We start from the raw sequence: 22,350 nt of genomic DNA, 5'->3' as shown, positions 1-22,350 counted from the left end.
ACTTGCGCATTATCAGGCCTACTGGTTTCGGTGTTCACCATAGGCCCGATAAGCGTCGCGGCATCGGGCAAATTGCCGGATGCGGCGTAAACGCCTTATCCGGCAAAGGAGTGATTACCAGTCGATTCCTGGCTGTGCCTGAATGCCGCTATCAAAAGCGTGTTTAACTGGGCGCAGCTCGCTGACCGTATCGGCAAGTTCAAGTAACAGCGCATGGCAACCGCGCCCGGTGACTATCACACTCTGGTCGGCAGGGCGATTTTCGATGGCGCTGATAACCTCCTGTGTATCCAGATAGTGATAAGCCAACATATAAGTGAGTTCGTCCAGTACGACCAGATCGTAATGCGCATCGGCTAGCATGCGCTTACTTTCCTGCCACACTGCCGTGGCCGCCTCAATATCGGCTTCCCGGTTCTGAGTTTCCCAGGTAAAACCGGTACCCATAATATGAAACTCCACGCCAAGAGGGTGCAGTGTGTTGTACTCGCCATTGTCCCACTGGCCTTTAATAAACTGCGCGACGCCAACGGTTTTTCCGTGACCAACCGCGCGCGTAGCCGTGCCGAAGGCTGCGGTGGATTTCCCTTTACCATTGCCGGTGAAGACAATCAGAATCCCTTTTTTCTCGGTGGCTGCCGCCACGCGGGTATCAACCTGCGCTTTTAGCTTCTGCTGACGCTGGCGATGTCGGTCATTGTTGGCTCGCGCTTCCATGATAGCTCCTTAATGCCCTGCCGGGCAGGTTGCGCAGCGATGCTGCTGCTCAAACTGACTGAAGAAGTTATTGCCTTTGTCATCCACTAAGACGAAGGCCGGCATATTTTTAACTTCCATCATCCAGACCGCTTCCATGCCCAGTTCGGGGTACTCAAGGCAGTGCAGGCTCTTCACATATTGCTGTGCCAGTAGGGCCGCTGCGCCGCCGATGCTGCCGAGGTTAAAGCCACCATGCTTGTGGCAAGCATCGGTTACTTGCTGGCTACGGTTGCCCTTTGACAACATGATCAGACTGCCACCCGCAGCCTGGAAGGCATCGACATAACCGTCCATGCGTCCGCCGGTGGTCGGCCCCATTGAGCCACAGGCCTGATTATCCGGCGTTTTTGCTGGACCTGCGTAATATACAATGTGCTTTTTCATGTACTCCGGCATTGGCTCGCCGTTATCCAGGCGCGCTTTTATTTTGGCGTGAGCAATATCACGGGCGACGACAATCGGGCCGCTGAGTGACAGGCGGGTGCCAATGGGCAGCGCTGACAAATCATTCAGAATGTCACGCAACGGGCGATCGAGGTTGAGCTGTACCGTCTGGGCGGTGTTTTCAACGCGGTGAGAGTCGGGAATAAACTTGCCTGGGTTATGTTCGAGTTTCTCCAGCCAGATACCGTGTTTATTAATTTTAGCCTTGATGTTGCGGTCAGCCGAGCAGGAGAGCGCCATGGCGATAGGGCAGGAGCCACCGTGGCGCGGCAGACGAATAACGCGAATGTCGTGGGCAAAGTATTTGCCACCAAACTGCGCGCCAATGCCAAATTCGCGGCTGGCATTGAGCAGTTCGGCTTCCAGTGCTGTATCGCGGAATGCCTGACCCAGTTCATTCCCGCTGGTGGGCAGGTTATCGTAATATTTGGTCGATGCCAGCTTCGCAACTTTTAGCGACTGATCGGCAGATAATCCGCCAACCACAAATGCAATGTGGTACGGCGGACAAGCGGCAGTGCCCAGCGATTTCATTTTTTCGATCAGGAAAGCCGTCAATTTCTCCGGCTGCAGAATAGATTTGGTTTCCTGGAACAGCGCGGCTTTGTTAGCTGAACCACCACCTTTGTTGACGAACAGGAAACGGTATTCGCTACCCGGCGTCGCGCTGATGTCGATTTGTGCAGGCAGGTTGGTCTGGGTATTGACCTCGTTATACATGTCCAGCGGGGCATTTTGTGAATAACGCAGGTTACTTTCCGTAAAGGTGGTATATACGCCCTTGCTTAATGCTTCGGCATCATCGCCACCGGTCCAGACCTGCTGGCCTTTGCTGGCGACAATGGTGGCGGTACCAGTGTCCTGGCAGTTTGGTAGTACGCCTTTGGCTGAGACTTCGGCATTGCGCAGCAGCTGTAATGCGACATACTTGTCATTACTGCTGGCCTGTGGATCGTGTAAAATGCTGGCAATCTGTTTCAAATGTCCGGCGCGCAGGAAAAAAGAGGCCTCATAAAATGCCTGCTGTGCTAACAAGGTTAACGCTTCCGGCGCAACCTTAATAACTTCCTCTCCGTCTAACTCTGTCACAGTAATATGTTGATTACTGAGCAATTCATATTCGGTATTATCTTTACTCTGAACAAAGAGCTCCTGCCAGACAAATGGTTTAGACATGTTTACTTCTCACCTCTTCATTTTTTGCCGGATGACGGCGTAAATAAATGTGCTAATCGTAGGCCGGATGAGCAAAGCGCCATCCGGCATAGCGTTATTTTGCTAAAAAGACATTGGCTTTGGTCGCGTCAGCGACATATTCGATAGTTTTCTGTGCACGAACGCTGTTACCGGCTTCGTCCAACGGCGGAGAATAGACGGCAATGGCATATTCACCCGGGACAACAGCAACCATTCCGCCGCCAACGCCGCTTTTCGCCGGAATACCGACGCTGTACAACCATTTACCGCTGCCGTCGTACAGTCCGGCAATGGCCATTTCAGCCAGCACCTGTGGTACATAGCTTTCATTCAGCAACTGCTTACCGTTGAAGGGCGATTTGCCTTTGTTCGCGAGTACGGCACCCATTTTGGCCAGTTGCTCAACGGTGATGTCCACTGAGCATTGGCGGGTATAAATTTCGACCGCTTCCTCTGTGTTGCCGTAGAAACTGTTATAGGACTCCATCAGCTTCGCCAGTGCCTGGTTGTGCTGATTGGTTTCCATCTCGGATTTGAATACCGGTTCGTTGACCGTCAGTGAGGCATCCGCCCAGACATTCAGGTTGTCGAGGATTTTGTTCCAGCGATCGGTTTTGTCTTTGGCCTCAATCAGGCTGACGGTGCTCATTGCACCTGCATTCACCAGCGGGTTTTCCGGCGCGCCTTTAGTGAGTTCAACGGCTAAACCTGAATTAAATGGCATGCCGGTGGCATTGGCCCCGAGTTTATCCAGAACCACCTGAGGACCGTGCTGCTCCATGGCCAGCGCCATAGTGAAGACTTTACTCAGGGACTCCATCGGGAAGGGCTTTTTAACATCACCCACCTGGTAGATTTTTCCGTCTACCGTGGCAACGGTGATGGCAAAATTATTGGGACTGTAGCTCGCCAGGGCAGGGATGTAGTCGGCGACTTTTCCATCATTGTTACTTTTGTATTTCTGATGTGCCTGCTCTATTAGCCTTGCGTAGTCCGGCGTGGTTTGCGCGAATGAGGCAGAGCTAAACAAGACGCTGAAAACAAAGAGACTCACGCCGGGAAGAGTTTTAGTCATGGTGCGATCCTGTTGGGGTACTCATCATGGTGCCGGATGGCGGCGTACCGCCTTATCCGGCTTACGGATAGTTAAACGTTATGTAGGCCGGATAAGCGCAAGCGCCATCCGGCAATAACGGGGTATCAGGACAACGCGACCTCTGTTTCGGTAACCGGGCGTTCTTGCTCCGGTGTTTTGACGGGTGCTGTTCCGCGGCAGCCTGAACCAAAGTGTTCACCTTCCCAGCGACCTACAATGGCAGCCCCCATGGCATTACTCATGACGTTAGTGGCTGAACGCCCCATATCCAGGAACGGATCGACGCCCATCAGCAGGATCAAACCGGCTTCCGGAATGTTGAACTGGTTCAGCGTAGCGGCAATAACCACCATGGATGCACGTGGCACACCCGCCATCCCTTTTGAGGTCAGCATCAGGATCAGCAGCATGGTGATTTGCTCGCCCATGCTCAGTTCTATGTTGCACGCCTGGGCAATAAAGACGGTGGCAAAGGAGCAATAGGCCATGGAGCCGACGAGGTTAAAGGAGTAACCGATCGGCAGCACGAAGCTGGCAATTTTTGACGATACACCGAATTTTTCCAGCTTATCCAGCGTGCCAGGGAAGGCCGCTTCAGAACTGGACGTGGTAAAGGCCAGCAGCGCCGGTTCGAAGATGGATTTGGTGAGGCGGCTGATGCAAGGACCAACAATGAGTGTCGACAGGCCAATCAGAATTGCCCACAGCATGCCCAGTGTCAGGTAGAACTCGCCCATAAAGATACCGGCGCTGACCATTACACCCAGACCTCGCTCGGCAATCAGGCCGGAAATAGCAGCGAAAACGGTCAGTGGGGCAAACAGCATGACGTAGCCTGTCAGCTTCAGCATGACGTGTACCAGCGAATCCAGAACCTTAACGATAGGCTCGGCTTTTTCACCGATTGCGGCCAGGCTGCAACCAAGGAAAATGGAGAACACCACGATCTGCAGGATTTCGTTACGCGCCATCGCGTCAACGATACTGGTTGGTACGGCATGTGAGATAAAGACTTTCAGCGTGAACGGCTCTGACTTAACAGCGGCAACAGCGCCTGCGTCATGAGCAACAAAGTTGATGCCTGCGCCCGGCTGGAAGATATTAACGATAACCAGACCCAATGCGATCGACAGCAGTGAGGCACAAATAAACAGGAAAAAGGTTTTAGAAAATATACGCCCCAGCGTTTTGGCATCGCCCATCTTGGCAATACCGACAACCAGAGTTGAAATAACCAATGGCGCAATAATCATCTTCACCATACGTAAGAATATAGTGGTGAAAATGGAAATATCCTGTGCATATGATTTTGCTGTTTCAGCCGCGGCCATATTATTAATAGCCACCCCGGCAATCATGCCGAGTATCAGGCCTAATATGATCATCTTCGTTAAACTAATTTTCTTCATGTGTACTCCATCGGATAAAGGCTGGTAATTGGAATAATGTAGAGTGGCGTGTGCCTGAGCCCGGACAGCAGCTCAGACGCACGCCTGTTGTGACCAACCGCATGAATATTCGAAGCACTGTGATACAGCTGAACTCTGTGCTCCAATGGCTGTTATTGTGTTTTTTTGTTACAGATCGAATTCAATACTTAATAATGGTGCGTGTTGCTGTGCGCCATAAACATCATTGTCACCGACATTTCCGGAAATAATATCGCGCGGCATGACAATTTTTACTGCGTTCGCGGGGTCAAACCAGACAATATTGTGAATAAAGTCAGGTTCGACATTATATAATCCAGCAATAAGCTGCGGAGTTAATTGCTCCGAACGCTTTACTCGCTGATAGTCTTCCCGGGTTTTAAACAAAATATCTAAAACCAGTTCGTACGGTCCGGCATTTTTGGAGCGAATGACCTGCGCCAGTGAACAAATTGACTGTTTCATGCCTGAACTCCTTCTGGCGTCACCTGCTCAATGTGGAAATCAAACCGCAGTGCATCGCTTGCTTCAATCAGGTGATAGATCGAGAACTCATACACCGGCCCACTCTGAATATCAGATGGTGAGAATGGGAAAGCGAGGTTGCCCGCGGTCGCAATACGATTTTCATAGCCGTAGTGCAGTAGGGTAGAGCGCACCAGCGAGCAAACGCTGTTGGCGATATCCTGCGTTGGCGCGACGACGTCCAGTAAAATCCCCAGTTCATGACCGGCGGTTTTCATCGGTTCATGATTGCCCATCACGCCATTCTTACCGTAGAGGTGGAACGTCATGCGGATACTGTCATCATTCAGTGAGAGGTTACGTGCCACGCTTGCCTGTACCTCTTCGAGAATGGTGTCGATACCGGCAATCATTATCGGATCGCGCGTCCCGGCGATAGTCAGGCAGCGGAAGCCAACCTGACGTGCGCCTTCCAGTTTCAGCGCATACGGCGTTTCTTCATGACGCGAACCGCTGACATACACTTCGCCTTCGTTAACTGCGGTGAAAGTACATGCCTTCAGATTCAGTACGCCGCCCGGTCCCGGCAGGAAGTACGGGTCGGACTTCTCGTACAAGGTATGCGCCGCAGCGGAGGTTTCGGTGAACTTACGCTTTGGATTGAACGCTTTCAGCGTAAAGCCGTTGTCGTCGATGATCCCCATTGCGCAATCCGAGCCGGAGCCAGGGGTTGCTGCAATGGCAGCACACTCAAGGATCTTACCGCAGTGTAGCGCCAGACCTTCATCAAAGCCTTGCATGATGGGCAGCGCCGCGAAGCAGGCTGGATCGTAAGCACGTCCGCCCAGAACAACCTGTGCACCCGCTTTCAGCGCACGCTGGAAAGGTTCGACACCCATCTGTGCGACGATGTAGGTGCTGTCTTCGATGGCTTCGTGGGTTAACTCAGGCACGAAATCCAGCGCGGTGATTTTGCCGTTATCCAGTGCCTGGTGAACCACTTCTTTATCAACATCAGACGGAATCAGCGCCATTGAGAAAGACAGTTTTTCTTCCTGGGCAATCTCATGGATTATCTGGCGGCACCACTCCAGATGCGGAGCAGCACCGGAACCACCCGCGGTACCGATGACCACTGGGATGTTGTTCTTAACGCCCGCCACGATCATATAGCGTAGATCGCGTTTTACCCCGGCCCTGTCAGTGAAGGGTTTACCTGCCCCCAGGTAGTGGGGGCCCGGATCGGAGGAACCTGCGTCAACAGCAATAAGATCCGGTGACTCTTCCATGGCTTTACGAAAACTCTCTTCCGGGAAGCCATAACCCAGGATAGCCGTAGGCGATAAGATCTTAAATGTGCGTGCCATCTCTTAATCCTTAGTTTGCAACAGCGCGATGGTGCGGTTCATTTCGTTAAACACGATGTTGAGACCTTCATCGAATCCCATACCCGGTTTTACCAGCATGCGCATTGGACGTGCGGCCAGTGCGACGTGGACGCAGGTGCGAGCACTGATCTCGGTTTCGTTGCAGGTACCGCCCTGATAAGCTTCCATGGCGTGTTTGTTGCAATACAGCACCGCATCAACGATGTTGTGAATACCGCCCAGGTCCGGGGTTTTGATCTGCACCATGTGGCAGCTGCCCGCATCGGTGAAGTCCACGATGTCCTGATAGGTGTTACACCATTCATCAGCCACGATTTTCACGCCGGAGCCCAGACGGGTCAGCTCTTTGGTGATGGCGGTCAACATGCGGATCTGATCCGGTTTGTTGCCGGCATCAACCGGACCTTCAATGTACAGCGGCAGGCCTTGCGCTTCGGCTTCCAGGCTGGCGATGTATTCGGCGCAGCGCACTGGGTCCATATCAAAAATCAGGCCGATCGTGCCGTACACATCGATATGTAGCGTCGGGTGATAACGCTCGCTGGTGCGCAGGCTTAAGATACGGTCGGACAGCCAACGCACATACTCACGCAGTTTTTCGCCTTTAAAGCCCAGCTTCTCTTCAACGTTGTTGATCAGCGCATGCGGCAGGACATCCACACCTTTGAGGATCATTTTGTCGACGGCGATATAGCGGTCATCACCACTCTGACCAAATAATGGAATGGCTTCCGGTACGCACGGCAGTTGCCACTCGTCGCATACCACTTCAGTTTTCAGACGACCGGTGGCCAGTGCCGCCGCGTCAAGCAGTGCCTGAGACAGACCATAACGAACGGCGGTATGCAGCAGATGGCCGTCAATACGCAGTTGGTCAAAGAAACGGGCATTCGGCAGGAATGCATCAACGTCACGACCTTCCAGCAGTGGTTTGATGTGATCGTTGAGGAACGGAATGAAGTTCTCAGCCAGGAACAGCGGATCACGACCGCCGGCACCTGAATATTGCACCGCCGCGCAATCACCCACTGCGACCGCGCCGTTTTCCAGAACCAGCTGTACGGATACGCATTCACCTGCCTGACGCACAGAAGTAAAGCCTGGCGTTACCGGATCACCGGTATAGATAAAGCCGTCATGACCTGCGCCGTTTTTGATGGCCTGCTGATCGTCAAAATAAAATGAGGAGTAGCCAGCGGTGAAAAGGGCCTGTTTAATTTTCATTATGGTCTTCCTATTAATTTACTGTGGGATACGGCGTTGATGTCATCAATGACCATCTGGAAAGAAGGTTTGCGACCTTCAAAATGTGCGCGCTCTGAGACGTAGTCGTGGTGCAGCGCGAGAATGTCTTTCGGCAGTGGAACCGCACCGGCTTCGAGAATACGGATAGCACCTGTGTTATCGCGCACCGGCAGAATTTTGCCTGCGTTGCAGGCGGCTGGGGCGAAGGGAACATCCAGAACACCGGCTTCAAAGGCCAGTACCGTACCGCGTGCAATGTCGCCATTACCCAGCTCGAAGACTTTTTTCAGTACTGCGCGGACTTCACTCTTAATCAGTTCGACTTCCTGTTCCACGGCAGCGCACTGCGGGAACTTCTGGTCGCTCACCATGTTAAGCATCTGGCGTGACGCTTTAAGACCCTGAGCGTTAGCCGCGGCGGTTGGGATGCCGAAGGCTTCATGCGGGCTCTTGGTAATGACTTTTGTGGCACCGGACATGCCAGCAACCGCAGCACCCCAGGCGATAACGGAGAAGGCTTTTGCTTCATCTTCCGGGAATCCGCCCATCCACTGGTGGAATACGGTACTCAGCTCATAATCATCGAAGCCGTGGTTATGGAAGTATTCGTGGGACAGTTCACGCAGTGCCTGAATGGCGGCGATATCCTGAGTCAAACTACCGACCTGGCCGTAACCGACGGTAATAGACTTCACGCCTTGTTCCAGTGCCAGCAGACCTTCGATAATCGCTACCGAGTGGGACATAAACGGGGGGATCAGGGTGCCAGTCAACGGGCCAAACGGTTCACGGTTGATGCGAATACCATTTTCTTCGTACAGTCCCATCAGGCGATCGCAGTACTGCCAGTCACGAATGGATTTTTCCAGGGTGACGCGTTTGGCGTAAGGGATGTTGTAGGAGATACCGCCGCCTTCGTAGCTGGTAAAACCACTGGCCATGGCGATTTCTGCCAGCAGACGGGCATCTGGCGTACCGTGGCGGACCTGGATTGGTTTTTCCAGCGACTCAGTCATACGGCGGCAGGCAGCAACCCCATGATTGACGACAGGTAAACCATTCAGTTTGGAGGTGCCCGCCTCGATAGATTTTTGGATCCCGACAGCCGCTTCTTCATAGCGGTTCAGACGGGTATAAGCATCGATTGTACTTGGCAGGAGGTCACATTCTTCCTGCAATGTTTTAAGCAGCTCAATATGCTCATCCATGAGTGCGACGCCCGCACGCGGCTGGCTCAGCGTTTTACCTTCTTGATCGGCCTTCAACAGCGCGAGGGAGAAGCGCTTTGAGTCTGGAATTGATTGCTGGTACTTCACGCCATCTTCGAAGTTCTCAACGTCTTTGCCGGTTTCCCAGGTTTGCAATACCTGATGCCTTTCGGTCATGAATTCGTCGTGGGTCAATTTTTTATTTCGAAGTTCCATTCGTAGCTGCCTTTAGTTTTGTAGGGTTAAACACTGAATGCTGGTGCGAGCAGCGGCTTGCGGGTACAGCCTGGCGACGTTTGCCAGTAGCGGGAGCAGGCCATATGAATCGCGGTAATACTCAAACTGATTCGGTAACAGAATTCTTTTACCCTGGTCGTCCAGCTCCCGGTATTTGAGCCAGTTATGGATATCGAACTGGCTGGCGCGAGAGAGCCATCCCCCTGAACCGACAACTTTCCGTACGGTGGTGAGATCGCGACCCATCTGTAAATCCACGTTACCGACGCAGGTGCAAACCTGCTTCTTAGTGCCCGCGTGGCGCTCAGCGGCATAGCCCACGCACAAACCTGCTAACAGAGTGTCGAAATATTTCTCTTCCTCGTTGACTGGCAGGTAGTCCGGCTGCCCAACCAGATGGCGCAGGTAGCGATAAAACGCCTCCTCACGTTGTGGCTGTTGGGCGAAAACAACTTTCACCATCTCCTGCGTGCTTTCTCCCACCACGACGGCGGAAACGCGCATGCCCAAATCACCTTCAACGGTACGTTTGACGAAAGGTTCTGGGACACCATGCAGGACAGTATCGGGGGAGAGGGTATTCGCGCTGGCTGAATAGACATCCGTGGTGGCGCCACCCATATCGATCAGCATGAATTCCTTCCATGCGCTGTCGTAATCGCTAATTGCTTTTACCAGTTCATACACCGTCCACGGCGTCGGCATGGGGTCTTCGCCTGTTTCACCCACGATGACGTCAAGACCTTTACCTTTTACGATGCGTGACAAGAACACATCGCAAATGGCCTGACGAGCGGCAAACGGATTCGGGTGATCGAGATCCGGCAGGATGTTGTCTACCGTGGTCAGATCTTTGTGGCCCAGAATCGTTTGTATTTCGTCCTGAATATCACGGTTTCCGGCATAGATGATGGCGCAATCAAGCTTCGAATCCGCCAGTGCACGCGCATTGGCCAATCCATAGCTTTCTTCACCGCCATCTGTACCACCCGTAAACAACAGGATATCTGGCGGTACGGATTCCAGCTCCTGGATGTCATGACGGTTCAGCTTGTACGAATAATATTGCGCGATTTTCGCTCCTGCCGAGTGAGCGGTAACTTTCGCCGATTCCAGCGTAATGGAAGGCACCAGCCCCATTGCTGCAACAGCGAGTCCACCTTTGGCTGAGGAGGAGTACTTCAACTGCACTTCACCACTTTTCAGTAACGGGCGAGCATCGGCAACATTCAGCACCTGATTCAGGCTGGCAAAAAAACCGTCTGCCAGATGATGTGTGGTGGTTGGGGTCAGGACATGATTGACCAGCGTTAACACCTCTCCTTCCTGTGCGAAGAGGGCTGCCTTGGTCCATGTCGAGCCGATATCGACAGAAACTGTTTGCATCAGATGGCCTCTTCCAGGCAACGCTGTTCGAGGCCATTGTGTTGGTGAATATCGTTAGTGATAAGCGAGCAGACATCTTCCAGGTCATGGCTGGGGGCGAAAACGCGGTTGAAGCCCATTTCTTTAAACTTCACTTCGACATCGGCAAAATCATGTTTGCCCACGACAAGGTTACCGCCGACATACAGCAGAATGTCGCCCAGGCCGCGTTCAATGCAGCGCTCACGCAGGCCGAGGCAGTCAATGTCGCCGTGGCCGTAGATGGAGGACACCACGATGGCATCGGCGCCTGTTTCAATTGCGGCATCAATATATTCATCCTGGCTCACCATCACCCCGAGGTTGATTACGTGAAAATCATGAGCAGTAAAAACGCGATCCAGAACTTTATTGCCTACTGCATGGCAGTCAGCACCGATGACGCCAATAACAAGTGTAGATTTCTTCATGGGTAATCCTCTGTAGGGCTGATGGTCAATAAGTAAAAAATATTTCTAATATTTAGAACATGGATTGTGACAACCTCTTAATAGGGTTGGAGTTTCTGTGGAAGCGAAAAAGGAAGCAATTGATCTATTTTCAAAATATCCTGCATAAAACGATTGTTATATTTTATTTTTATAAAAAGGCATTTAAATCAGTATGTTATAAATTAGTTTCTATTGGTTACCTTATTTATTAGCGAATTGCGTAATAAACAACTTGCCATGTTTGTGATCAAAATCTTATTTTGTGTTGCGGGCTTTATTTGTGGCGTTTTTAATAATTTCGAAAATGATATTCGCTAAATAAATTGTGAACGGCATAACGGTTTTTTATTTATTAATCTTATATGTCGTAAATATTTTTTGTTAAATTTAAGATAAAAATGATAATGAATTGTTCGTGATATATTTATTCTTTGGCACAGAAGCGATGTTGTGGTGGGAGTGATAACTTATAATGATGATTTAAGCGAAACGGCAGGTCTCTGCTGAGAGATCGCCAAAGCTCAGGGCGTTGGTCAATGTTAGCCGCTTCGCTTCCGGTTGAGATAGTTACATTGCGGTGTTAATTATAAGTAAATTTAAAATGAATAATTTGTATTAAATAATGATTGCAGGACTTGCTAAACAAAAAACTGTGAGCTACCCAGCAAGAGTGACTCTTTATCTGTCCATAATTTTGTCTGCCTGACTGGTTAAAAGATCGTGTAGATTTAAATAAATATCCTATCATTTGTAGTAACGGCAATTACTCATTGAAAAACATATCGTTAACATGGTGTTCACTAGTCGCACTAGCGATAAACACTATTAACATTAAAATTGAAAATTGATTTAAATCAATGTTTAAAACTTGGTAAACATCATCAAATGAGGTTAAATTGCTGCAGATCAAATTGGTCTGAAGGTGATAAATTAGCTATAAATTGATCACTATCGAAAAATGCAAATTTACCTCGATAAAAACCTGTTTATTGTAAGGATTTTACGGCGTAATATAATTGCGGGATCAATTTGAGTGTTTTATTAACATGTTTGTAACTTTTCATCATTGTCCTTTCTTCAAATGAGAAGAAAGAGCAGCGGGGGAAGGAAGCAAATAAATTTGTATTGGGGCATGCGTGTGACCCTTTCTAACGGGGTTCACTCTCGGAGTCTTCATGCGATGAGCAAGGAGTCATGATGTTAGATATAGTCGAACTGTCGCGCTTACAGTTTGCCTTGACCGCGATGTACCACTTCCTGTTTGTGCCACTAACGCTCGGTATGGCGTTCTTGTTGGCCATCATGGAAACGGTCTACGTCCTTTCCGGCAAACAGATTTATAAAGATATGACCAAGTTCTGGGGCAAGTTGTTTGGTATCAACTTCGCTCTGGGTGTGGCAACCGGTCTGACCATGGAGTTCCAGTTCGGGACTAACTGGTCTTACTATTCCCACTATGTAGGGGATATTTTCGGTGCACCGCTGGCGATTGAAGGTTTGATGGCCTTCTTCCTCGAATCCACCTTTGTAGGTCTGTTCTTCTTCGGCTGGGACCGTTTGGGTAAAGTCCAGCATATGTGTGTCACCTGGCTGGTGGCGCTGGGTTCTAACCTGTCCGCACTGTGGATTCTGGTTGCGAACGGCTGGATGCAAAACCCTATCGCTGCGGATTTCAACTTTGAAACCATGCGTATGGAGATGCTGAGCTTCTCTGAACTGGTGCTCAACCCGGTTGCTCAGGTGAAATTTGTTCACACTGTGGCTTCTGGTTATGTTTGTGGCGCGATGTTCGTTCTGGGTATCAGCTCCTACTATATGCTGCGCGGTCGTGACTTCGCGTTTGCTAAACGTTCTTTTGCTATCGCTGCCAGCTTTGGTATGGCTGCCATTCTGTCTGTTATCGTTCTGGGTGATGAATCTGGTTACGAAATGGGCGACGTGCAGAAAACCAAACTTGCTGCTATTGAAGCCGAGTGGGAAACCCAACCTGCACCGGCATCCTTTACGCTGTTCGGTATTCCGGACCAGGATGCGCAGGAAAACCATTTTGCGATTCAAATTCCTTATGCGTTGGGTATCATCGCTACCCGCTCCGTTGATACACCGGTCATTGGTCTGAAAGATCTGATGGTGCAGCACGAAGAGCGTATCCGTAACGGGATGAAAGCGTACCAGCTGCTGGAAGAACTGCGTGCAGGCTCTACCGATCAGGCTGTTCGCGACCAGTTCAACAGCATGAAGAAAGATCTGGGATATGGTCTGCTGCTGAAACGTTATACAGATAAAGTGACCGATGCGACTGAAGCGCAAATCCAGCAAGCCACGAAAGACTCTATCCCTCGTGTTGCACCGCTGTACTTCGCATTCCGTATTATGGTGGCGTGCGGCATCCTGATGCTGGCTATCATCGCTGTGTCCTTCTGGACCGTGATTCGTAATCGTATCGGCGAGAAAAAATGGCTGCTGCGTACTGCGCTGTATGCTATCCCGCTGCCGTGGATTGCCATTGAATCTGGCTGGTTTGTCGCAGAATATGGCCGTCAGCCGTGGGCGATTGGTGAAGTGTTACCGACAGCCGTGGCGAACTCGTCGCTGACTGCGGGTGATCTCATCTTCTCGATGCTGTTGATTTGCGGCCTGTATACCCTGTTCCTGGTGGCTGAACTGTACCTGATGTTCAAGTTCGCACGCCTTGGGCCGAGTAGCCTGAAAACCGGTCGTTATCACTACGAGCAGTCTACTGTGACTACTCAGCCGGCACGCTAAGACAGGAGTCGTCAAATGATCGATTATGAAGTATTGCGTTTTATCTGGTGGCTGCTGGTTGGCATTCTGCTGATTGGTTTTGCGGTCACTGATGGCTTCGACATGGGGGTGGGCATGCTCACCCGTTTCCTCGGTCGTAATGATACCGAGCGTCGAATTATGATTAACTCCATCGCCCCGCACTGGGACGGTAACCAGGTATGGCTTATCACCGCGGGTGGCGCACTGTTCGCTGCATGGCCGATGGTGTACGCTGCTGCGTTCTCCGGTTTCTACGTGGCGATGATCCTGGTACTGGCGTCATTGTTCTTCCGTCCGGTCGGTTTCGATTACCGCTCCAAGATTGAAGATATGCGCTGGCGCAACATGTGGGACTGGGGCATCTTCATTGGTAGCTTCGTTCCGCCGCTGGTTATCGGCGTTGCGTTTGGCAATCTGCTGCAAGGTGTTCCGTTCCACATGGATGAGTACATGCGCTTGTACTACACCGGTAACTTCTTCCAGTTGCTGAATCCGTTTGGTCTGCTGGCAGGGATTGTGAGCGTAGGGATGATCATCACTCAGGGCGCAACCTATCTGCAGATGCGTACCGTAGGCGAACTACACCTGCGTGCACGTACCACCTCACAGGTGGCGGCGCTGGTGACGCTGGTTTGCTTCGCACTGGCCGGTGTTTGGGTTATTTACGGTATTGATGGTTATGTTGTGACTTCCGCACTGGATCACCACGCGGCCTCTAACCCGATGACCAAAGAAGTGGTGCGTGAAGCGGGCGCCTGGATGGTGAACTTTAACAAAGCACCTGGCCTGTGGCTGGTTCCGGCGTTGGGCGTGGTTCTGCCGTTGCTGACCATTCTGACCTCTCGTATGGAGAAAGGGGCCTGGGCGTTCATCTTCTCCTCACTGACGTTAGCCTGCATCATCCTGACTGCCGGTATCGCAATGTTCCCGTTTGTGATGCCGTCCAGCACCATGATGAATGCAAGTCTGACCATGTGGGATGCCACCTCCAGCCAGAGAACATTGAACCTGATGACCTGGGTTGCGGCAGTGTTTGTACCGATTATCCTGCTCTACACCAGCTGGTGTTACTGGAAGATGTTCGGTCGCATCACTAAAGAAGATATTGAAAGCAACACCCACTCTCTGTACTAAGTAAGGAGCTAAAAATGTGGTATTTCGCATGGATTTTGGGAACGCTTCTTGCCTGTGCATTTGGGATAATCACAGCACTGGCGCTTGAGCACGTTGAATCAGGCAAAGCCGGACAAGAAGAAAGTTGATGACCAACATTATCGCGATGGTATACAACGCGATGGATAAGCGCCCCTTGCGGGCGCTTTCCTTTGTGCTGGCAATCGTGTTGGCTGGCTGCATATTCTGGGATCCGTCACGTTTCGCGGCCAAAACCAGTGAGCTTGAGATCTGGCATGGCTTCCTGCTGATGTGGGCGGTCTGCACTGGCGTCATTCATGGCGTTGGGTTCCGTCCTCGTGCGGTGCACTGGCAGGGCATCTTCTGCCCGCTGATCGCAGATATCGTCCTCGTTGTTGGTCTGATTTTCTTCTTCTTTTGAATAAGAAACATCCTTAAATATTTATGGGCTTGCATAAGCCCATAATTTTTTACTCTCCGTTTACTTTCCCCCATTCCAAAGCATCAATCCCGCGCGTATAGTAGCGAAGTTTGAAAGCACTACCGGGATGTACAGTGAAGACAGCGCGATATACAACGACATTCTTGAAGCATCGCGGCGGCAAGAACGCGAGTCACCTGGCGTTTACAAAGATAAGCGACTGGTGTGAGTGGACGAAGCCAACAAAGAGGCAGTAAGAATGAATAAGTATATATTTCGATGGCCGGTTCGTGTCTATTATGAAGACACCGATGCCGGTGGGGTGGTTTACCACGCCAGCTATGTTGCTTTTTATGAGCGAGCACGCACAGAGATGCTGCGTCATCATCACTTCAGTCAGCAGGTGCTGTTGGCAGAACGTGTAGCCTTTGTGGTGCGCAAGATGACCCTGGAATATTTTGCGCCAGCCCGGCTCGACGATATGCTCGAAGTCCAAACCGAAATTACGTCAATGCGTGGCACCTCATTGGTTTTCACGCAACGCATTGTCAACGCAGAGAACGTCGTGTTGAATGAAGCCGAAGTTCTGATTGTTTGCGTTGATCCACTCAAAATGAAGCCTCGTGCGCTTCCCAAGTCTATTGTCGCGGAGTTTAAGCAGTGACTGACATGAATATCCTTGATTTGTTCCTGAAGGCAAGCCTTCTGGTTAAACTTATCATGTTGATTTTGATTGGTTTCTCAATCGCATCCTGGGCCATTATTATCCAGCGGACCCGTATTTTGAATGCCGCTTCACGTGAAGCAGAAGCCTTTGAAGATAAGTTTTGGTCTGGCATCGAATTATCGCGTTTGTACCAGGAAAGCCAGGGGCGCCGGGATAATCTGGCCGGTTCGGAACAAATTTTCTACAGCGGATTCAAAGAATTTGCGCGTCTGCATCGGGCAAATAGCCACGCGCCGGAAGCGGTCGTTGAGGGGGCATCCCGTGCGATGCGTATCTCTATGAACCGTGAACTGGAAACGCTGGAAACGCATATTCCGTTCCTGGGAACCGTCGGCTCCATCAGCCCATACATTGGTCTGTTCGGTACCGTTTGGGGGATCATGCACGCATTTATCGCGCTGGGCGCGGTAAAACAGGCAACCCTGCAAATGGTTGCACCTGGTATCGCGGAAGCGTTGATTGCAACGGCCATCGGCCTGTTTGCGGCAATCCCGGCGGTTATGGCTTACAACCGACTGAATCAGCGCGTGAACAAGCTGGAACTGAATTACGACAACTTTATGGAAGAGTTCACCGCGATTCTGCACCGCCAGGCGTTTACCGTTAGCGAGAGCAACAAGGGGTAAACCATGGCCAGAACGCGTGGACGAGGTCGTCGCGAACTCAAGTCCGAAATCAATATTGTACCGTTGCTCGACGTACTGCTGGTTCTGCTGCTGATCTTTATGGCAACAGCGCCAATCATTACACAGAGCGTGGAAGTCGACCTGCCGGATGCGACTGAGTCGCAAGCCGTCAGTAGCAATGACGAACCACCGGTCATTATTGAAGTTTCCGGTGTTGGGCAATACAGCGTGGTGGTTGAAAAAGACAGGATGGATCAACTGCCACCAGAGCAGGTTATCGCGGAAGCGAAGAGCCGTCTGCAGGCCAACCCGAAAACGGTATTTTTAATCGGTGGTGCGAAAGACGTGCCTTATGATGAAATAATTAAAGCGCTGAACTTGTTACACAGTGCAGGCGTGAAATCGGTTGGCTTAATGACGCAGCCAATCTGATGTCTGCGTATTCCTGGCTTGAAAGATAGCGCGTAACAGGCGAACAGTTTTTTGGGAACCGAGAGTGTCAAAGGCAACCGAACAAAACGACAAGCTCAAAAGGGCGATAATTATTTCAGCGGTGCTGCATGTCATTTTATTTGCGGCACTGATCTGGAGTTCGTTCGATGAGCACATTGATGCTTCAGCCGGCGGTGGTGGTGGCTCGTCCATCGACGCTGTTATGGTCGATCCTGGTGCTGTTGTTCAACAGTACGACAGGCAGCAGCAACAGCAGGCAAGTGCGAAACGTGCAGAAGAACAGCGTGAGAAACAGGCGCAGCAGCAGGCCGAGGAGCTTCGAGAGAAGCAGGCGGCAGAGCAAGAGCGTCTGAAACAGCTGGAGAAAGAACGTTTAGCGGCGCAGGAAAAAGTGCGCGAGCAGGCGGAACAGCAGAAACAGGCTGAAGCCGCTGCGGCGAAAGCACAGGAGCAACAAAAACAGGCTGAAGAGGCTGCGGCGAAGGCTGCTGCAGACGCGAAAGCCAAAGCAGATGCTCAGGCGAAACAGGCGGCTGATGCTGCGAAGAAAGCCGCTGCTGATGCCCAGAAGAAAGCAGAAGCTGAAGCTGCAAAAGCGGCTGCCGATGCTAAGAAGGTTGCTGAGGCGCAGGCTGCCAAGGCCGCCGCAGACGCCGCGAAGAAAGCGCAGGCTGAAGCCGCTAAACAAGCTGCGGCTGAAAAAGCTGCCGCTGAGAAAGCCGCTGCTGCTGCCGAAAAAGCGGCTGCCGCGAAAGCTGCCGCTGCTGAAAAAGCGGCTGCAGAGAAGAAAGCCGCCGCCGAAAAAGCCGCTGCAGATAAGAAAGCTGCCGCTGAAAAAGCCGCAGCAGATAAGAAAGCCGCTGCCGATAAAGCCGCCGCCGCGAAAAAAGCCGCCGCCGAAAAAGCTGCTGCCGCTTCGGGTGTTGACGACTTATTAGGTGACTTAAGCTCCGGTAAGAATGCGCCGAAATCAGGCGGTGGGGCGAAAGGAAACGGCCAACCGGCGAAAGATAGTGGTACAAGTGGTGCAAATGGCGGTGCATCTGGTGCTGATATCAGTGCTTACGCATCTCAAATTCGTAATGCAATCCAGAGCCGTTTGTATGGTGCCGATTTATATGCAGGGAAATCTTGCGTATTACATATCAAGTTAGCACCCGATGGTCTGTTACTGGATGTGACCGAAGAGGGCGGCGATCCGGCATTGTGCCAGGCTGCGCTGACGGCTGCGAAAACAGCCAGAATTCCTAAACCGCCTAGCCAGGCTGTTTATGAAAAAGTAAAAGATGCCAAACTGGACTTTAAACTGTAATAAGGCCCCCTGAGAATTCAGGGGAAACGGTCTAAGGTTGAGACAGAGTTCTGGTAGTTTTGTGTATTTGAGTTTGTTAACATTCTGCTAAATTATCGTGGGCGTGCCGTCCAGATAAGGGAGATATGATGAAGCAGGCATTACGAGTAGCATTTGGTTTTCTGATGCTGTGGGCAGCAGTGCTGCATGCAGAAGTACGTATCGAGATCACCCAAGGGGTAGACTCGGCACGCCCGATTGGTGTTGTCCCGTTCCAGTGGGCAGGGCCGGGCGCTGCACCTGAAGATATCGGTGGTATCGTCGGTGCTGACCTGCGTAACAGCGGTAAATTTAACCCACTAGACAGATCTCGTCTGCCTCAGCAGCCGGGGACTGCGGCTGAAGTTCAGCCTGCTGCATGGTCCGCTCTGGGTATTGATGCCGTCGTGGTAGGCCAGGTTACGCCAAATCCGGATGGTTCCTATAGCGTTGCATATCAACTGGTTGATACCGGTGGCGCACCGGGTACCGTACTGGCACAGAACACCTATAAAGTGAACAAGCAGTGGCTGCGTTATGCGGGCCATACTGCAAGTGACGAAGTATTTGAAAAACTGACCGGTATTAAGGGCGCATTCCGTACCCGTATCGCGTATGTTGTTCAGACGAACGGTGGTCAGTTCCCGTACGAATTACGTGTGTCTGACTACGATGGTTACAACCAGTTTGTCGTTCACCGCTCTCCGCAGCCGTTGATGTCTCCGGCGTGGTCTCCGGACGGTTCTAAACTGGCCTACGTTACCTTCGAAAGCGGTCGTTCAGCGCTGGTTATTCAGACGTTGTCCAACGGTGCAGTGCGTCAGGTTGCTTCGTTCCCGCGTCACAACGGTGCACCAGCATTTTCTCCGGATGGCAGCAAGCTGGCGTTTGCACTGTCTAAAACCGGTAGCCTGAACCTGTACGTTATGGACATTGGCTCCGGTCAGATCCGTCAGGTCACTGATGGTCGTAGCAACAACACGGAACCTACCTGGTTCCCGGACAGCCAAAACCTGGCCTTTACGTCTGACCAGGCCGGTCGTCCGCAGGTGTATAAAGTTAACGTCAACGGCGGTGCTCCGCAGCGTATTACCTGGGAAGGTTCGCAAAACCAGGATGCTGATGTCAGCAGCGACGGTAAGTTTATGGTAATGGTAAGCTCGGCGAATGGTCAGCAGCACATTGCCAAACAAGATCTGGTAGCGGGTGGCGTACAAGTTCTGTCGTCAACGTTCCTGGACGAAACGCCAAGTCTGGCACCTAACGGCACTATGGTAATCTACAGCTCTTCTCAGGGGATGGGATCCGTGCTGAATTTGGTTTCTACAGATGGGCGTTTCAAAGCGCGTCTTCCGGCAACTGATGGACAGGTTAAATTCCCTGCCTGGTCGCCGTATCTGTGATAATAAATAATTGATTAATAAAGGAATCATTGAAATGCAACTGAACAAAGTGCTGAAAGGGCTGATGATTGCTCTGCCTGTTATGGCTATTGCGGCATGTTCTTCTAACAAGAACGCCAGCAATGACGGCAGCGAAGGCATGCTGGGTGCCGGCACTGGTATGGATGCAAACGGCAGCGGCAACATGTCCTCCGAAGAGCAAGCGCGTCTGCAGATGCAACAGCTGCAGCAGAACAACATCGTTTACTTCGATCTGGATAAGTACGATATCCGTTCTGACTTCGCTGCAATGCTGGATGCGCACGCTAACTTCCTGCGTAGCAACCCGTCTTACAAAGTCACCGTAGAAGGTCATGCGGACGAACGTGGTACGCCTGAGTACAACATCTCCCTGGGTGAACGTCGTGCTAACGCCGTTAAGATGTACCTGCAGGGTAAAGGCGTTTCTGCGGACCAGATCTCCATCGTTTCTTACGGTAAAGAAAAACCTGCAGTACTGGGTCATGACGAAGCGGCTTACGCCAAAAACCGTCGCGCCGTACTGGTTTACTAAGAGAATTGCATGAGCAGTAACTTCAGACATCACTTGTTGAGTCTGTCGTTACTGGTTGGCATAGCGGCCCCCTGGGCCGCTTTTGCTCAGGCGCCAATCAGTAGTGTCGGCTCAGGCTCGGTCGAAGACCGCGTCACTCAACTCGAGCGTATTTCTAACGCTCACAGTCAGCTTTTAACCCAACTCCAGCAACAACTCTCCGATAATCAGTCCGATATTGATGCCCTGCGTGGTCAAATTCAGGAAAGTCAGTATCAGCTGAATCAGGTTGTTGAACGCCAAAAACAGATATTGCTGCAGATGAATAATCTCGGCAGCGGTAGCGCGCCTGCGGCGCAATCTGCGACTGGCGATCAGAGCGGGGCGGCAACCCCAGCACCCGATGCGGGTGCTGCAGCCTCGTCAGGCGCTCCGGCGCAAACTGGCGATGCGAATACTGATTACAATGCGGCAATCGCTCTGGTACAGGATAAATCCCGTCAGGATGATGCGATCGTTGCATTTCAGAACTTCATCAAAAAGTACCCGGATTCTACTTACCTGCCAAATGCGAATTACTGGCTCGGTCAGTTGAATTACAACAAGGGTAAAAAAGATGATGCAGCGTTCTATTTTGCATCCGTAGTTAAAAACTTCCCCAAATCACCGAAGGCTGCAGACGCGATGTATAAAGTCGGCGTCATCATGCAGGACAAAGGTGACACAGCAAAAGCGAAAGCGGTTTATCAGCAGGTTATCACTAAATACCCTGGTACTGATGGCGCGAAACAAGCGCAAAAACGTCTTGGCGCGATGTAATGCACACCATGCGACCAGAAATCGTGTTATTTCTGGTCGCGTCGTGTGATTCCTAAGCAGTTGAGTCATTTACATCGAAATTTTTGTTGCGCTAAAATCTGAAATCAGTAATATATGCCGCCGTTGCCAAGGGATATCAAACAAACCAAAAGCAGCGCAAAAGTGGGTCGTTAGCTCAGTTGGTAGAGCAGTTGACTTTTAATCAATTGGTCGCAGGTTCGAATCCTGCACGACCCACCAATCGTTCTGGTGGAACGCGATAGTAAAACGTGAAGGATAACGTTGCGAGAGCAACGGCCCGTCAGGGCGAGACGAAGTCGAGTCATCCTGCACGACCCACCACTTAATGCAGTATCCAGCGTAGTATCGGGTGATTAGCTCAGCTGGGAGAGCACCTCCCTTACAAGGAGGGGGTCGGCGGTTCGATCCCGTCATCACCCACCACTCGGGGCGTTAGCTCAGTTGGTAGAGCAGTTGACTTTTAATCAATTGGTCGCAGGTTCGAATCCTGCACGCCCCACCAATTCTTATATTGGTGTCGAGTAAAAATTTTCAGGTGATATCCGAGCGGGTCGTTAGCTCAGTTGGTAGAGCAGTTGACTTTTAATCAATTGGTCGCAGGTTCGAATCCTGCACGACCCACCATCCTGAATAATTGAAGCAGTAAACCCCATATGGGGGCGTTAGCTCAGTTGGTAGAGCAGTTGACTTTTAATCAATTGGTCGCAGGTTCGAATCCTGCACGCCCCACCAGTGTAAAAAGGCGCCCTAAAGGCGCCTTTTTGCTATCTGC

21 protein-coding genes and 5 tRNA genes are annotated in these 22,350 nt (G+C 51.3%); 16 read left to right on the top strand and 10 right to left on the bottom strand.

From position 1 onward, the window contains the following. Positions 1–114: 114 nt before the first annotated feature. The 10 genes from cobO to glmS all read right to left on the bottom strand — a co-directional run bounded on the left by cobO (position 115) and on the right by glmS (position 11,304). The gene (gene cobO / locus OGX95_RS03465) at positions 115–717 is read right to left on the bottom strand and encodes a cob(I)yrinic acid a,c-diamide adenosyltransferase (protein WP_048212249.1); all 603 of its coding nucleotides are present in this window, start codon (positions 715–717) and stop codon (positions 115–117) included. Positions 718–726: 9 nt separating this feature from the next. After that, entirely contained in the window at positions 727–2,379 is a 1,653-nt protein-coding gene (locus OGX95_RS03460) for a class I fumarate hydratase (RefSeq protein ID WP_286628326.1), read from the bottom strand. 94 nt (positions 2,380–2,473) lie between these two features. Then, positions 2,474–3,475, bottom strand: a complete 1,002-nt coding sequence (gene glsA / locus OGX95_RS03455) for a glutaminase A (RefSeq protein WP_286628325.1) — start codon at positions 3,473–3,475, stop codon at positions 2,474–2,476. A 125-nt stretch (positions 3,476–3,600) separates the two neighbouring features. Continuing rightward, positions 3,601–4,905, bottom strand: a complete 1,305-nt coding sequence (locus OGX95_RS03450) for a dicarboxylate/amino acid:cation symporter (protein WP_286628324.1) — start codon at positions 4,903–4,905, stop codon at positions 3,601–3,603. 168 nt (positions 4,906–5,073) lie between these two features. Then, positions 5,074–5,391, bottom strand: a complete 318-nt coding sequence (locus OGX95_RS03445) for a DUF4387 domain-containing protein (RefSeq protein ID WP_005122536.1) — start codon at positions 5,389–5,391, stop codon at positions 5,074–5,076. Beyond that, positions 5,388–6,758 carry an acyclic terpene utilization AtuA family protein gene (locus OGX95_RS03440; RefSeq protein ID WP_045441108.1) on the bottom strand — a complete coding sequence of 457 codons (1,371 nt, stop codon included), beginning with the start codon at positions 6,756–6,758 and terminating at the stop codon, positions 5,388–5,390. Before OGX95_RS03440 ends, OGX95_RS03445 begins: the two co-directional genes overlap by 4 nt. A 3-nt stretch (positions 6,759–6,761) precedes the next feature. Then, entirely contained in the window at positions 6,762–8,003 is a 1,242-nt protein-coding gene (locus OGX95_RS03435; RefSeq protein ID WP_137381333.1) for a methylaspartate ammonia-lyase, read from the bottom strand. Then, a complete protein-coding gene (locus OGX95_RS03430) occupies positions 8,003–9,448 on the bottom strand; it encodes a methylaspartate mutase subunit E (protein WP_271450205.1) in 1,446 nt (481 codons plus the stop codon). The genes OGX95_RS03435 and OGX95_RS03430 overlap by 1 nt, the downstream gene beginning before the upstream one ends. 12 nt (positions 9,449–9,460) lie before the next feature. Then, positions 9,461–10,855: a methylaspartate mutase accessory protein GlmL gene (gene glmL / locus OGX95_RS03425; protein WP_286628323.1), complete on the bottom strand. Its 1,395-nt coding sequence runs from the start codon at positions 10,853–10,855 to the stop codon at positions 9,461–9,463. Then, positions 10,855–11,304 (bottom strand): methylaspartate mutase subunit S, encoded by a 450-nt coding sequence (gene glmS / locus OGX95_RS03420; protein WP_137381330.1) that lies wholly within the window; start codon positions 11,302–11,304, stop codon positions 10,855–10,857. The genes glmL and glmS overlap by 1 nt, the downstream gene beginning before the upstream one ends. A gap of 1,218 nt (positions 11,305–12,522) precedes the next feature. Between glmS and cydA the strand changes: the two genes are divergently transcribed. The 16 genes from cydA to OGX95_RS03340 all read left to right on the top strand — a co-directional run bounded on the left by cydA (position 12,523) and on the right by OGX95_RS03340 (position 22,310). Continuing rightward, positions 12,523–14,091 (top strand): cytochrome ubiquinol oxidase subunit I, encoded by a 1,569-nt coding sequence (gene cydA, locus OGX95_RS03415; RefSeq protein ID WP_137381347.1) that lies wholly within the window; start codon positions 12,523–12,525, stop codon positions 14,089–14,091. Between the two features lie 15 nt (positions 14,092–14,106). After that, positions 14,107–15,246, top strand: coding sequence for a cytochrome d ubiquinol oxidase subunit II (gene cydB / locus OGX95_RS03410; protein ID WP_286628322.1), 1,140 nt, complete (start codon positions 14,107–14,109; stop codon positions 15,244–15,246). Between the two features lie 14 nt (positions 15,247–15,260). After that, entirely contained in the window at positions 15,261–15,374 is a 114-nt protein-coding gene (gene cydX / locus OGX95_RS03405; RefSeq protein ID WP_061381940.1) for a cytochrome bd-I oxidase subunit CydX, read from the top strand. After that, positions 15,374–15,667, top strand: coding sequence for a cyd operon protein YbgE (gene ybgE, locus OGX95_RS03400; protein WP_271454195.1), 294 nt, complete (start codon positions 15,374–15,376; stop codon positions 15,665–15,667). Before cydX ends, ybgE begins: the two co-directional genes overlap by 1 nt. Positions 15,668–15,926: 259 nt before the next feature. Then, positions 15,927–16,331 (top strand): tol-pal system-associated acyl-CoA thioesterase, encoded by a 405-nt coding sequence (gene ybgC, locus OGX95_RS03395; protein ID WP_005125439.1) that lies wholly within the window; start codon positions 15,927–15,929, stop codon positions 16,329–16,331. Then, positions 16,328–17,020 carry a Tol-Pal system protein TolQ gene (gene tolQ, locus OGX95_RS03390; protein ID WP_003022976.1) on the top strand — a complete coding sequence of 231 codons (693 nt, stop codon included), beginning with the start codon at positions 16,328–16,330 and terminating at the stop codon, positions 17,018–17,020. The genes ybgC and tolQ overlap by 4 nt, the downstream gene beginning before the upstream one ends. Before the next feature lie 3 nt (positions 17,021–17,023). Continuing rightward, positions 17,024–17,452 carry a colicin uptake protein TolR gene (gene tolR / locus OGX95_RS03385; protein WP_137381327.1) on the top strand — a complete coding sequence of 143 codons (429 nt, stop codon included), beginning with the start codon at positions 17,024–17,026 and terminating at the stop codon, positions 17,450–17,452. 64 nt (positions 17,453–17,516) lie between these two features. Beyond that, positions 17,517–18,785, top strand: coding sequence for a cell envelope integrity protein TolA (gene tolA / locus OGX95_RS03380; protein ID WP_271450203.1), 1,269 nt, complete (start codon positions 17,517–17,519; stop codon positions 18,783–18,785). A gap of 128 nt (positions 18,786–18,913) precedes the next feature. Beyond that, a complete protein-coding gene (gene tolB / locus OGX95_RS03375) occupies positions 18,914–20,206 on the top strand; it encodes a Tol-Pal system beta propeller repeat protein TolB (protein WP_038638949.1) in 1,293 nt (430 codons plus the stop codon). Positions 20,207–20,240: 34 nt separating this feature from the next. Continuing rightward, complete coding sequence (pal, locus tag OGX95_RS03370) at positions 20,241–20,759, top strand: peptidoglycan-associated lipoprotein Pal (RefSeq protein ID WP_003022983.1); 519 nt, start codon at positions 20,241–20,243, stop codon at positions 20,757–20,759. Positions 20,760–20,768: 9 nt separating this feature from the next. Next, on the top strand, positions 20,769–21,557 hold the full coding sequence (gene cpoB / locus OGX95_RS03365; protein ID WP_286628321.1) for a cell division protein CpoB: 789 nt from the start codon (positions 20,769–20,771) through the stop codon (positions 21,555–21,557). Positions 21,558–21,721: 164 nt separating this feature from the next. Beyond that, positions 21,722–21,797 (top strand) — tRNA-Lys (locus tag OGX95_RS03360). Positions 21,798–21,925: 128 nt separating this feature from the next. After that, positions 21,926–22,001, top strand: a tRNA-Val gene (locus OGX95_RS03355). A gap of 3 nt (positions 22,002–22,004) precedes the next feature. Then, positions 22,005–22,080, top strand: a tRNA-Lys gene (locus tag OGX95_RS03350). Between the two features lie 46 nt (positions 22,081–22,126). Next, positions 22,127–22,202: transfer RNA gene (locus OGX95_RS03345), tRNA-Lys, on the top strand. 32 nt (positions 22,203–22,234) lie between these two features. Beyond that, positions 22,235–22,310: transfer RNA gene (locus tag OGX95_RS03340), tRNA-Lys, on the top strand. Positions 22,311–22,350 lie beyond the last annotated feature (40 nt).

The organism is Citrobacter sp. Cu233 (assembly GCF_030332225.1).
Taxonomy (GTDB): Bacteria; Pseudomonadota; Gammaproteobacteria; order Enterobacterales; family Enterobacteriaceae; genus Citrobacter.
This window is presented reverse-complemented; position numbering and strand designations above follow the sequence as displayed.